Annotated in this window: 14 protein-coding genes and 1 pseudogene; 4 read left to right on the forward strand and 11 right to left on the reverse strand. The window is 44.4% G+C overall.

Annotation, left to right across the window (positions count from 1 at the left end; genetic code table 11):
* Window positions 1–244 precede the first annotated feature (244 nt).
* The 6 genes from QFZ81_RS17075 to QFZ81_RS17100 form a co-directional block, all read right to left on the reverse strand.
* A complete protein-coding gene (locus tag QFZ81_RS17075) occupies window positions 245–1063 on the reverse strand; it encodes a polysaccharide deacetylase family protein (protein ID WP_307442395.1) in 819 nt (272 codons plus the stop codon).
* A gap of 245 nt (window positions 1064–1308) precedes the next feature.
* Window positions 1309–1662 carry a GIY-YIG nuclease family protein gene (locus tag QFZ81_RS17080; RefSeq protein ID WP_307442393.1) on the reverse strand — a complete coding sequence of 118 codons (354 nt, stop codon included), beginning with the start codon at window positions 1660–1662 and terminating at the stop codon, window positions 1309–1311.
* A gap of 35 nt (window positions 1663–1697) precedes the next feature.
* Window positions 1698–2453 (reverse strand): DUF2087 domain-containing protein, encoded by a 756-nt coding sequence (locus QFZ81_RS17085; protein WP_307442391.1) that lies wholly within the window; start codon window positions 2451–2453, stop codon window positions 1698–1700.
* A 131-nt stretch (window positions 2454–2584) separates the two neighbouring features.
* Window positions 2585–3034 carry a DUF6157 family protein gene (locus tag QFZ81_RS17090; RefSeq protein WP_307442389.1) on the reverse strand — a complete coding sequence of 150 codons (450 nt, stop codon included), beginning with the start codon at window positions 3032–3034 and terminating at the stop codon, window positions 2585–2587.
* Window positions 3035–3040: 6 nt separating this feature from the next.
* Complete coding sequence (locus tag QFZ81_RS17095) at window positions 3041–3589, reverse strand: DUF1697 domain-containing protein (RefSeq protein WP_307442388.1); 549 nt, start codon at window positions 3587–3589, stop codon at window positions 3041–3043.
* Between the two features lie 180 nt (window positions 3590–3769).
* Window positions 3770–5017, reverse strand: a complete 1248-nt coding sequence (locus QFZ81_RS17100; protein WP_307442386.1) for a TolB family protein — start codon at window positions 5015–5017, stop codon at window positions 3770–3772.
* Window positions 5018–5191: 174 nt separating this feature from the next.
* Here QFZ81_RS17100 and QFZ81_RS17105 point away from each other — a divergent pair, with 174 nt between their 5' ends.
* The 3 genes from QFZ81_RS17105 to QFZ81_RS17115 all read left to right on the forward strand — a co-directional run bounded on the left by QFZ81_RS17105 (window position 5192) and on the right by QFZ81_RS17115 (window position 7250).
* Window positions 5192–5965 carry a threonine/serine exporter family protein gene (locus QFZ81_RS17105; RefSeq protein ID WP_307603692.1) on the forward strand — a complete coding sequence of 258 codons (774 nt, stop codon included), beginning with the start codon at window positions 5192–5194 and terminating at the stop codon, window positions 5963–5965.
* A 4-nt stretch (window positions 5966–5969) separates the two neighbouring features.
* Window positions 5970–6398, forward strand: coding sequence for a threonine/serine exporter family protein (locus QFZ81_RS17110; protein ID WP_307449699.1), 429 nt, complete (start codon window positions 5970–5972; stop codon window positions 6396–6398).
* 153 nt (window positions 6399–6551) lie between these two features.
* Window positions 6552–7250, forward strand: coding sequence for a class I SAM-dependent methyltransferase (locus QFZ81_RS17115; protein ID WP_307442383.1), 699 nt, complete (start codon window positions 6552–6554; stop codon window positions 7248–7250).
* 5 nt (window positions 7251–7255) lie between these two features.
* On the opposite strand, the gene QFZ81_RS17120 is transcribed toward QFZ81_RS17115, so the two are convergent.
* From QFZ81_RS17120 to QFZ81_RS17130, 3 genes are all read right to left on the reverse strand, one after another.
* On the reverse strand, window positions 7256–7726 hold the full coding sequence (locus tag QFZ81_RS17120) for a DUF2269 family protein (protein ID WP_307442382.1): 471 nt from the start codon (window positions 7724–7726) through the stop codon (window positions 7256–7258).
* 41 nt (window positions 7727–7767) lie between these two features.
* Window positions 7768–8100: an ASCH domain-containing protein gene (locus tag QFZ81_RS17125; RefSeq protein WP_307442381.1), complete on the reverse strand. Its 333-nt coding sequence runs from the start codon at window positions 8098–8100 to the stop codon at window positions 7768–7770.
* An 89-nt stretch (window positions 8101–8189) separates the two neighbouring features.
* Window positions 8190–9134 carry a helix-turn-helix transcriptional regulator gene (locus QFZ81_RS17130; protein WP_307442378.1) on the reverse strand — a complete coding sequence of 315 codons (945 nt, stop codon included), beginning with the start codon at window positions 9132–9134 and terminating at the stop codon, window positions 8190–8192.
* Between the two features lie 101 nt (window positions 9135–9235).
* Between QFZ81_RS17130 and QFZ81_RS17135 the strand changes: the two are divergent.
* Window positions 9236–9460 (forward strand): annotated as a pseudogene (locus QFZ81_RS17135) (VOC family protein); the annotation flags it as partial.
* Window positions 9461–9585: 125 nt separating this feature from the next.
* On the opposite strand, the gene QFZ81_RS17140 reads toward QFZ81_RS17135, so the two are convergent.
* Together QFZ81_RS17140 and QFZ81_RS17145 are read right to left on the reverse strand one after the other, a co-directional pair.
* A complete protein-coding gene (locus tag QFZ81_RS17140; RefSeq protein ID WP_307442377.1) occupies window positions 9586–11415 on the reverse strand; it encodes a cache domain-containing sensor histidine kinase in 1830 nt (609 codons plus the stop codon).
* Window positions 11416–11451: 36 nt separating this feature from the next.
* Window positions 11452–12957, reverse strand: a complete 1506-nt coding sequence (locus QFZ81_RS17145; RefSeq protein ID WP_307442376.1) for an extracellular solute-binding protein — start codon at window positions 12955–12957, stop codon at window positions 11452–11454.
* Window positions 12958–12959 lie beyond the last annotated feature (2 nt).

Here is a 12959-nt window from a genome sequence, read left to right on the forward strand (position 1 = left end):
GCTGTCGTACCCTTGGTTCGTGACTGCAAATAGAGAATAAGCTCTTGTTTGCCCTTATTGTCCAAGTCGCCGGCAAGCTTCATCAGTCCCTACAAATCCATACAGTAATCAATATTTTAAGAAAAGGCTGCCAAACTGGCTTCCTAATTCTCCTTCTAACCGTGTACAAGAAACATTCTAAAAATTCACTTTCACAATCTCACTTTACCAACTAGCAGACTTATTGATCTCAACGGGGATAACATTACTTCCTTCGTCCCGAATATAAAAGCTTCTGAACCCAAGTAGCAAAATCATCTTCGCCATGAACGACAATTCGACTTAGTTCATATGGCGATTGGTTCGATGATGCATACCCCTCCTTCGTTGTGAAGGCATAGCTGTATGCCTCTTCTTGTAAGATTTTTAACGTATCTTCGTTGTACTCGCCATAAGGATAAGCAAAAACATTTGCGCTCTTCCCAAGCGCCTGCTCAATACGTCGGCGCGATTCCGTGATCTCCTCGCGCTGCTGTTCTATGCTGAGCCGCGGGAGATGCGGATGTGTCATGCCGTGCGGCGCTATGTCCCACCCCGCCGCGCTCAGCTTTTGCACTTGTGGCCAGCTCAAGTAGCCTGGCTGGCCAATGAATCCTGGCGACAGGAACAGCGTCGCCGGAAAGCCATGTCGTTGGAGGATCGGCATCGCCACCTCAGCATTGTTCGCGTAGCCGTCATCGAACGTGAGCAGCACCGGCCTCTCTGGTGACGGCTGTTTCTTCTCGATGATGCGCGCGAAGTCGCCCAGCGTCAACGCGGTGTAGTGATGCGAGGCCAAATAATCCATTTGGCGCGCGAACTTATCGGGGTGGAGCACGTACGTGTTCCCTGGCTCCACCCCGATGCTGTGGTAGTTTAGCACGGGAATTGCGATCCCGTGCTGCTGCTCATCCGCCGCGGCTCGGGACGCGGAAGCTCGGGTTGCTGCTGGCGCGAAGCATCCCAGTATGAACCCCGCGAGCACGAAGACAGGCGAGTACATTCGCACAATTCGCAAATATTTATTAATCCACATATCATTCATAGTCCACACATCTCATTCAAGTATTCTCCTACACTTCGCTTACTTCTCTTACAACTCTCGCATACTAAACACGAAATCGAATCGCATAACCCCTGCACATGTCAACTCAGCTTCTCCGTCCCCTTCGGCTAGTATGTATATATTCCTACTATTACAGTCAGTTACTCTAAATGATAATTGACTTTCTCTGGATCTCAGCCGTCCCAAACAATCCCGCTTTATGCTTACGCTCTATGCCTTACGCCCTACACCTTCCGCTTATTATAACCACGATCCTCAAATGGCTGGAGCTCCTCAAGCCACTTCTCTTCCAGCTTTTTCAGCGCATCGTTTTCGTCGAAGTAACCGGTCTCCTTCACTTTGAGCACTTCTAGAACCTCAAGCACGAAGGCATCGCCACCGAATTCGTTCCAATCCTTCTGAAGTAACTGGTTCCGATGCGTGCCCATTTGTAATTCCATTAGCTTTCCATTCATAGATTTTAAATTCTTCGTGCTTATAACCCACATCTTGCCATTCATCGTATTCCGGACTTGAAATACACCGGCTTCCTTCTTCGTTTCTTTATATTGCTGCTGCAGCTCTTGTCTACGATTCATCTCGTTGATCTCCTTTTTACTCATGTTGTTCATATTCATCCTTTCAGCCAATATTGACTTCCGTCTGGTTGCCGATCGAGAAAGCCATATTCAATCAAATATCTGCGTATTTTCACATAATCGTGAAAGACTGGCTTGATAATCTCGTTTACTTCCTTTTCTCCATAAAAGCGATCCTGTTCGAATCGTTTAGCGATTTCACGCAGCACAACGATTTTATGCTTTTCTTGCTGTGAAAATGAGACTAATTCGCCTGACGTTCCATTAGGGAAATACTTCTTAACGATCTTCTCGTACTCATCTTGCGTAATATTGTAGCGATCATCTACCATCTTAGCCGTTTTGTGAATCTCTACAAAAGCTGGCGCATGCTGGTCCTTCTCTCTCAACAGCTCCATCATCGTCACGAAAATCTTGGCTTGGCGCTCTTTCTCCTTCAATCCAAATCGATGATTCCGTATGGTTGAGGAACTGCCAATATCCAACTCCTTTTGGATTTCACTATCGCTCTTTCCTTCATAGAAAAGCTGAAGCAAACTATTCTGATGATCGGTTAGACCTGTAAGCTTTTTATCCAACCCGATGAAATATTGAAAGACAGAACCATGCGCATGCTGAATATGCCATTTCAGATAACGCTCTGCCTCATACAAGACACCATCCTGGGGATAAATAATTCCCGCTTCAGTTCTCTTGCCGCAAAGCAAACAAATGTAACCATCATCTTCCTGTATATAGCCACATTTCCACTCATCGAGTGAGGCTTTCCAGAACATTTCTGACATTTCCAAAGTAAACACTTCCTAATAAAGTTTATTATATAATAGACATTATATTATTTTGTTTACAAAAATGTCAAACCTAAGCACAAAAAAGAATCCCTTTCAGATAAAAGGATTCCTTGTTTCTCTTCCTATTTGTTTCACCCGCGAGAATTTCTCATCGCAAATAATAACTTAGGACCATCTTCACGCCCCGTACCTGCTTCAACGAACTGCTGGTAGGCTTCAGATTCCATGGGGTAGATCGCAATTTTGCCCTCTTCATTGTAATGCACACCCCAACCGTGCTTTTTTGGAAGCATGGATGCTCTTAAACAAGGGTGGTTTTTAGAAAAAAGCTCCTCACGAATTTCATTACTGCGGGCTTCGATTTCACTCTGAGGGATTTGCTTATGTTGCAAATAGACTTCATAAATAAGCTCGCCTTGTGTATATTTGTATGGGTTCTGAGAAAGAAGCTCGTATTGGATCAAATGAGCGGTTTTACTATCCTTTTTCATGGAAGGTACAATTCCTACTTCAACTGGACAGTCTGCAGAAACCTGTATAAATGTATCCTTATAACTCATATGTGCGTCATCATAGGCCATTTAAGTTTAATTCCCTCCTTCTGCAAGTTGAATCAATTTATTCACGGTCTCCCAGTTCCTTGTTGTCGCGGATACACCTAGCTTCTTTTCGATGAAATTGTTGCTGAACTTTGATTCTCCGTAGTTTTTACGAATGAGTAAATACACGGTGAGCCCTCTGACGCGGAACTCGTCCACTTCATTTTGAAAGGCTTCTAATTTTGCGATAGCCGCATCGGTCGCTGATTGAGATAAAAAGGTTATATATCTTTGCTCATTCGCTTCTGCATTGACTAATTGGTAAGGGGTGTTCTCTACAACCTCATGCAATTCTTCTAATGTTCGGATGATAACAGGAATATCGAAAGTAAGTTGAACCTTCAACTCGTTCACAATTCGATCACGCACGACCGCAGGGTCTTCTTCCTCGCAATCAAAAATAACGTTACCACTTTGTATATACGTAATCACATTTTTATAATCCATGGATTCAAAAATGCTTCGCAGCTTTTCCATCTTGATAATCTTCTGACCGCTGACATTAATTCCCCTCAAAAGTGCAACATACTTCGGCATCGCATACCTCACAGCATTTTTTTAATTCCATTATACACCAATTAAGACTTATTTACTTTCATACTAGCCTTAATTTCGTTGGTTGGTCACACAATCTTGATTTGAGCAAAACTAAACAACCTGAGTCCAACTAAATATTGGGCTCAGGTTGCATCAAATCTATTTAGTAATATCTATTATTTATTTTCGAATAAAAAAGCTTAGTACCGTATTCCAGTTCCTCTGTTCATAATAGTTGGCTCCAAGGTCTATGTTTTCGATCCAAGTTTCAGCGTTTGTGCTATGGGGATCGGTGACCATGACATTTGATTTGCTGCGATTGGATCTAATCCATGCCAATTGGTGTGATGGTAGAGAAATGGGATTAAAATCACCGTAAGTATCGGAAGGCTGCGTCACTAGTTTCTGTTGTTGACTCTTCAGCTTCACATTTACCAAAAAGGGAAACTGGCGTTTAGCTGGGTCAGTCGACCACTCCGCTTCTTTGGATCTTGAAGTTACGATATTCCGGAGACCATACCAAGTGAAGCTTTGCTCGACGTAACCCTTGGGTGTGTAGGGAACAGATTTCCCGGCAGGAATCCTCATAACCTTCAAATGTTTATTCGTTGTAGCTTCTCTTCCCACACCTTCGATATAGGCAAGTGTCTCATCTTTGCTCGCCCAGTCAAACCACATCTCGTTGTTAACCATTTGATCGATTGTTTTGAAAACAGTACCGTCTGCGGATAATACACACAGTGTATTGCTATCGGCCGACAGCGATGCGGTAGGCTTAGCCAAGAAAGCAATCCATTGTCCGTTTGCTGACCATTTGAAGATGCTGGTGCCCACAGCAAAAAAAGCGTCAGATTGTTTTGGCAGCACATACAACGTCTCAAAGCGGTTAGGATCGGCATTCGCGGTTAATGGTATTTTCATTATTCGTATCTGTGACCATCCGTCGTCTAAAAGTTTAGCTTCCGTTGAAACTATTAAACGACTTCCATCCGGATACCAGGAATAATTCCCGATACCCTCTGCAACTTTCACCGGTTTTGAAAATTCATCTGAGTCTATCCAATTAAGCTGCTGCGCTGTTAGAAATGCGAGAGAATTCCGATTAGGTTGCCATTGAAAGTTCCTTCCGCCTTCCTGTGCAACGAGATGATTTTGTCCAGTTTGAACCTGTAATAGCCACAGTTCCTGCTCATTTTCGCCCTTTGTGTAAGCTATCCACTGGCCGTCATAAGACCATTTCGGGTTTAATATGTATGCTCCTCGGGTTTGTTGTCTTTCGTTGTCACCGGCTTTAATCCATAGGTCGCCATTTCGAACGAATGCTGCTTTCAGCAGTTCAGCGGGCTTATTTGCATAAATAGTCGTGCTGTTCGTTATGATGAGTATTACAGCGGATATGGCAAGAATCGTATTTCTAAAAGCTCTCATGATTTTCCTCCTTATGGTAACTTACCATTTACGATTTCCTTTTGTTGTTAAGAACATACGGTGACATGACCTTTTGTAGTAGGACGTACACCAAATGTACTTGACATAGGATTTTCAAAGGAATCCGTGATATATTATACTTTTGGCAAATACTTTTTCAGGAGAGAACAAACCATGACGTATCCTGCTGCTACGAACTACGAAATTGCACAAGTTTGTTTACTAGCTGGTAAAATCATGCTGGAAAACGGTGGTGAAACCTACCGTGTCGAAGACACGATGACTCACGTCGCTGAAGCCTTTGGTGTGTCGAATTCCCATAGCTTTGTAACGCCGACTGGCATCATTTTCTCCATAGATGGGCCTGAGCAGACCACACGACTTATTCGTATATCCGCTCGATCGACCGATCTTCGCAAAGTCACGGTTGTGAATGCTATTTCGAGACGAATCAGCCAAGGGGAATTAACACCCGAAGAAGCTTATCGGCTGCTTGAGGAAATTGATGTGGCCCAGATGCGTTATCCCGCTTGGTTTCAAATACTATCCGCTGCAGTTGCAAGCGGTTGTTTCTTAATCATGTTCCAAGGAGAATGGCATGATTTCTTACCTGCATTCGTTGCAGGCGGGGCTGGTTTAGCATTCCTTAACTATTTTAACCGGTTGGTTCCGATTAAGTTCTTCGCTGAATTTCTGGCTTCCTTACTCATTGGAACCATGGCTTTCTTGTTTGTCAAAATGGGGCTTGGCAATGAACTTGATACCATTATTATTGGCTCTGTCATGCCGCTTGTTCCGGGACTTCTTATTACGAATGCCGTACGCGATTTAATGGCAGGCCATTTCGTTTCAGGGGTTTCCAAAGGCGCTGAAGCCTTCTTAACTGCTTTTGCCATTGGAGCCGGCATTGCCTTTGTACTTTCTTTTTATAATGGGGAGGGAATTTAGGATGATGATGATTGAACAGCTCTTAACGAGTTTCATTGCAACTGCGGCATTCGCTATTCTTTTCAATGTTCCAAAGGGCACACTTTTGCAGTGCGGCTTCGTGGGGATGTGCGGTTGGATGTTATATGTTTCCATTCAAATGATTCCTTTAGACCCAATTCTGGCAACGTTGATTGCCTCTTTTTTCGTAACTGTTATCAGTCAATTTTTTGCGAAAATATACAAAACACCTGTTATTGTATTCAGTGTATCGGGTATTATCCCGTTAGTTCCTGGGGGCCTAGCCTATGATGCCATGCGTAATGTCGTCCTCAATCACTATGATCTGGCCGTACAGCTAGCAGCCAAAGCCTTCCTGTTATCTGGTGCAATCGCGATCGGACTAGTCTTCTCCGAGGTTCTTAATCAACTGTTTCGTCGAACAAAACATTGACCCTATTGAACTATTAGTAATAGTTCATGCCAACTTAATAGTTTATACCTATAAAGATGATCGGTTTTATATCTTAGATTTTTCCTGCTTTTCCCTTTAAAATAAGACCAGGAAGTAAAAACAGCTAATCTATGTAATGGAGTTGATCAGCCAATGAGCGAGCAAGCAAACCAACAAATCACAACAAAGTTCAACGAAATTGCTGACAAATATGATAGCCAGCGGAGAAAACTGATTCCTTGTTTTGATGATTTTTACCACACAGCATCTTCACTTGTACAGGCCGATCATGCATCTCCACGTATTCTCGACCTAGGCGCAGGCACCGGACTCTTCTCTTCTTATGTTATTAACCAATACCCTTATGCGAAGCTAACGCTAATAGATCTTTCGCAAAGCATGCTCGACATCGCTAAACAGCGATTTGGAGAAACCCAAGGCAACGTGACATACATAGCGGAGGATTATAGTATATTTGAGACTTCAGAACCGTTTGATTGCGTCATCTCATCTCTATCCATTCATCATCTTGAAGATCAGGCTAAGCATGACCTGTATGAAAAGATTTTCAAGTTGCTTAAACCAGGCGGGGTCTTCGTTAATGCAGATCAAGTCCAAGGCAGCAGCCCTTTCCTTGATCAATTGTACCGCTCTGATTGGGTAGCTAAAGTAGAAGCCACTGATCTAACTCGTGAAGATCTGCAAGCTGCCTACGAAAGGACGAAGCTGGATAAAATGGCTCCCCTTGATCAACAGCTGAGCTGGCTTCGAGCTTGTGGCTTCATTGACGTTGACTGCGTCTACAAATATTACAATTTCGTCGTGATGTACGCTCGAAAGCCAGTTGTTTAACCTTTTTACCAAAGGGTCGGTTTGGCCACCATAAACCACATCATCGACAGCGTAATGATGACATACCAGATTAATGCCTTGCGCAGCTTGTTGACTAAGATATCTCGATTCTCGTGTGGTGCCTTGAGCTGACGAAGCAGGGGCGAGAATGCACGGGCAATAAAGTACAATGAAGCAACCATAATGAGAACCGTGACGATAATCCAAGATGTTTTCCACGTCCATGCTGTTAACCACGTGAGTAAAATCCCTGTCGCAACAAGCACGTGGCCTGCATGCTTGGTAAACCGAACCGTAATGCGAAATGGCTCAAGGTAGACTGGCAATTGCTCGAATGGCGCATTACGAATTCTAGCCAATAAAGGAAACAGGATAAAATAAGGGCCTATACTTAAAACAACACTAAATATATGGATATATAAAAGCAGTACGTACCAAGACAATACCATCATCCGTTCTATATAAGAATTCAGCAAAACAGTGTAGATCCTTAGATCCACACTGTCTTTGTTCGTACTTATTCAGCCTTTTGAAATTCGTGTACCCATACTTTCATATGCGGCAGCCATGGCATACCTGGATGCATAGCTAAAATACTATCGCGGTACTCATCAACGGTCGTATGACCTTCTGCTTTTGCATGTTCCACAGTCAATTCACCCAAAGCTTGTTGATAAACGTTGGTAACTGTAAACGCTGTGCCTTGCAATTCCATCGTTTCACCGATATCTGCATAGCGTCCATTACGTCTGCAAGCTGTTTTCTCACCAGCAAGCACTTTGCTAACTTCAGCTTCTTTGGTAACGAGTCGGTCGATCGAACACGTTTTTGGTGGCAATGTTTCGTTCATATTAGTTCCCTCCTTTTGGCAGTTCTCATTATAACGAATGTAACTAGTTTTGTCGAACTACGCGGCAATCTTGTTATAATCATCTATTCTTACTTATATTTTGTCATGATCTCGGCAATCATCTCTTTCATCGCATCCACCAATTCCGATGGACTCTTTACTGTCGCCTCATTTCCCAAACCAAGAATAAACTTTGCGAAAAACGGGATGTCACTCTTCGCAATGTTACCGTCTAGCCAACCTGTGCCATCGTTACGAATATGTAATTTTGATACCGTCCATAACTCAGCCTCGCACTTCTGGACACCTTCTTTACTCAATTTCACATTTAAAATAACTTCCTCCTCTTCCGCCTTGTTAAGTGATTCCCTATTTCCAAGATGAACATGCCGTAGATCCATTGGTTTGGAAGCAGAAGAAGAAACTGCTGAATGAATTCTGTCACATCGGAATACACGAATATCGCCGCGAAGAAAGCAATAAGCTGGACAGTACCATAAGCCGTTGCTTGCATAAATGCCAATCGGCTGTATTTCCCTACTAGATATTCCTTCTCGCGATTCATAATCGATGAGAATGACCTTTTGATCGATAGCCCCTTCCAGTAAGATGGATAAGAAGGGGGATTCCGAATGTCTTGACGGCGTTATAAAGTCAACCCGGTTCTTCATTTGATCAATACGATCCCGGACATCTCCAGACATGTAGTTATAAAACTTACTCAATGCCGAAGAAGCTTCCGTCTTAAAGGGAAGGTCTGCGTAATGCCGCAAGGCATGACAGGCAAAAAATATAGCTATGGCCTCTTCCTCGGTAAAAGCGATGGGTGGCAGGATTCTTTCATTCAACACCTGATAACCGCCGTGAGGTCCCACTTCCGAATATAAAGGAACCCCTAACTCACTTAATTCCTGTAAGTCTCTTAAAATTGTTCTCGATGACACCTCAAACTCTTGGGCAAGTTCCTTGACAGTAAATTTCCTTTTGCGGTTAACGGTCATCATCAAAGCCAGGAGCCGTTTCGATTTGGGCATAACAATTCTCCGTTTTTTTATATATTTATGACAACTACTGTCACTATTATACGTTATTATTGACATTGAGCCCACAAGAATTTCTGAACATCATACGAAAGATGGTTTCGGATATTTTTCCGGGTCAATCCCATCCCATTGGCAATCAAGTTACCATCTGTATAACAACTTCTGAAAAGGAACAAGCGAAGCAACTATATAAATCGTTACGACAAGACGGCCAAGTAAGCTTGGAACTGCAAGAAACTCATTTTAGCCCTGCTTACGGTATGGTCATAGACAAGTTCGGTGTAATCTTTCAAATTTTCACTGCGCGTCAACGCTAACGTATTTGTTAAAGCAACTGATTTTCATCCATGGAACAATGGCAAAAAAACGGCTCCGTCCGCAACATTGCGAATGGGCCGTTTTCATTTTAATGAAATATAATTGACTGAATTCACGAAAACCTTCAGCCCGCCTGCTCTTCTAAAGGCGAAACACATTTTTCCAGCGGTAGGCGGAGCGTGATCCGTGTGCCCTTTTTACCGTCGCTCTCGAAGAGAAATTGCGATTCCTTGCCGTAGTACATGATCATCCGTGTGACCACATTTCGTAGTCCGAACAGGTCCTTTTCCTTTTTGAGGTCCGTCGAAACACCTTCTGCTGCTAGCTTAGAAGCTTCCTCTAGTTTGCTGCAAATATAGGCGAGCCTTTCGTTATTTACTCCTACCCCGTTGTCGCACACTTCGAGCACAAGCCGATTACCTTCCAAATACGAGGAAATGAAGAGTTCTCCGCCCCCACTCTGTTTTTCCAGTCCGTGCAGCACAGCATTTTCAACAAGCGGCTGCAAGAGTAGCTTCAATACATGATAAGGAACGCTTTCCTCGGCGATGTCGTACCGAACAGTAAAATGATCCAAGAACCTCAACTGTTGGACTTTAATGTAATATTTCAAATGTTCGATTGTCTCCCCGACTGCGAACGTTTCGTTTCCCTTGTTCAGGCTTAGCCGGAAAAATTTCGACAGATTAAGCACCATTTCGCTGATTTCATCCGCTTCATAGTTTTTGGCTGTCCAATAGATGGAGTCTAGTGTGTTGTATAGAAAATGCGGGTTAATCTGCGATTGCAAAAACTTAAGCTCCATTTTGGACAGTAAAAGCTGCTTCTCATAATGGTCACGAATAAGTGTCTTCTGGTTCTCAGCCATCCGGTTGAACGATTCGATAACGTACCCCAGTTCGTCTACACGCGTATCTTCCAGTTGGATGGTGAAATTACCTGTTCGGAGCTGCTTCATCCCATAAGCTAGCTTCCGCAGCGGAGCGGAAATCCCCCTATAGATGATCCACGAAATCCAAACGGCTAGCACCAGACTGACGGCTAAAATCCCATAACTAAATACCTTTAAAGAGTCGGTATGGCTGCGAAGCTCCTCCAAGGGCTGCTCCATCATGAGCGACCATCCGGAAAACTTCGACTTCACGCTGATCGTAACCATTTCTGTACCGGTTTGCTGCGACTTACGGATGGACCTAACCTCGTTCACGGTGTCCCAGACTTGGGGATGTACACTCGCTCCCGTACCTGTGATCGAGCTTCCATCGCTGCCAAACAGATAGATGTTCGCATTTTTAGAGGGAAGAAGCGGTTTCGCCAATTCGATTAAGGCGCTTTTTTTGACAGAAAGCACGAGCAGATTCGGATTAATGAGTGTCCTGTTATAAGGATCCATCGTCCGGATCAGATGAACGCTGTCTGCATCAAAGTAAGATTCACCCTCCTTCGGCGTAAAAAAAACCGTACCCCCACTCGATTCCATTAAACGCTGGTACCACTCCTGCTTCTCCGCTCCTTCGGGCAGCTTACGCCCCCCAAGTTTAGTAGAAATGACGGTACGTGACGGCATATGGATGATGGTTATTTGATCCACAATCAAATTGACTGTCGTCATGTTCGTTATCTGGTCCATCACTTGTGCAAAATGAACGAACGACTGTTTTTCCGGCTCCTGCCCGACGGACTGCAGTGTCGAGTTCATGTTCATATCGAAAGCGATCAGTGAAGAAAGCTGTTCGAGGTTCTGCAATGTCAGGTCGATGTAATCCGTCATCGTATGCAAAGCCCCTTCTGTCCTCTCACCCGTTTGTACTTCTAAGACTGTCTGTGATTTTGCGATGGCAAAAAGACTGAAGCCCGCGAGCGGAAGCAGAATCAGTAAAAAGTACCATGTCAGCCGAATCTGAATATAACCAGCCAGTATTTTGCGCACTTTGGGCAGGATTTCTTTTAACATATGGGTATCCCTCCATTCGTGCCTGTCACTTTCCGGCTACTTGCCGGTTTCGCGCCACCATTCGTTCACTTCTCCGGTTATTTCATCACCGCCAGCATCCTTCCATTTCTTCACAAAGGCATCGAATTCCTCGATGGGGCTCATTCCCGCGATGATTCGCGTAAATGTCTCTTCTTGCAGCTTGGACAGCTTGACGTGATGCTTGCCCATTGCGGGTGTCGGCGGACCATTAAACCGGTCTTCCATCAGGTTGCTTTCGATCCGCTGCAGGTTTTCGTATAGATGAAACTGCTCGCCGAGTGCCTCCAGCCGATCCCGAGTTATGTCCCGCTCTGCGGTATCGACCAACGACCCATAGATGCCCCGATAGCCATGCTTCGTGTGCTCATCAAATCGGATAGAAAGCTTTCCGTTCACTCGGGTCCAAATTTCGTTTTCAAAACCGAGCTTCAAGCTTGTTTGACCGGGTCCTGCGATAAAATCGAGAAATTTGACAACCGCTTCCGCGTTTTGACTCTTGATGGGCACAACATTGTAAGAACGGACGTTTGAAGTGCTGTAGACTCCGTGTTTGCCATTAGATCCGATCGGAAAATCAAGCGGGATCCATACCGCTTTCGGGTCGTTATTGCGGTTAGCTGCTATGTGGGTGCGTGTGTCAGACCAAGCCGCGGAATATAAGCCGACCTTGCCAGTCGCTATCTTTTCGCCAAGTACATCGATTTTATTGAGCGGGAATTCCGGGTCCAGAATATTCTGGTCGTACAGGCTATTTAGGTAAATGAGTGCTTCTTTCATTTCTGGGAGGATACCGGAGTATACCAACTTACCGTCCCGCTCATACCAGGCGTTCATTTGTACGCCGAAGGCGCCAAGAAATGGCGACGTTCTCCTGAGACGTTCCAGGATCGAGAGGCCAAAAGTATCCTTAATTCCATTTCCGTCCGGATCTCCTTCGGCAAAACCCTTCATCACCGCCGTAAACTCTTCGATTGTTCGCGGAGGCTGTAGGCCGAGCTTGTCCAACCAGTCTTTTCGAGCGTAAACGATTTCCGTTCCCTTCACTTCGTTCAGACTAGGTATTGCGTATATATGGCCATCGACGGTTACATTGTCCCAAGCTTCTTTTGGGATTTTGGCTTTCAGGTGCGCCCCATACTTATCAATATAGTCATTTAAAGGCATGAGCGCCTTTTGATTCACGAAATTGATAAACCAAGAGGGATTGCTCGTGTTCAGCAGATCCGGAGGCTCCCCAGACGTCATAATGACGTTTAGCTTTTCATCATATCCATTCAGCGGCGGTAGTGTCACATACACCTGTACGCCGATGTTTTTCTCGATATAGTTAAGGTAGGGGTTGTTATTCTCATCCATACCTTCCGGAAAGTTCATGCCCAGGCTGTTCACTACGATTCTAATGACCGGTTCCTGAACAGCCTCCGAAACTTTATCTTGATTCTTTGACCATTCCGGAAAGCTGCATCCGACGGTAGCGAAGCATGTGAGTAAGGCGAGAATGGCTGCGCTATTTCTTTTCATTA

The sequence above is a fragment of the Paenibacillus sp. V4I9 genome (assembly GCF_030817295.1).
In the GTDB taxonomy this organism is placed as follows: domain Bacteria; phylum Bacillota; class Bacilli; order Paenibacillales; family NBRC-103111; genus Paenibacillus_E.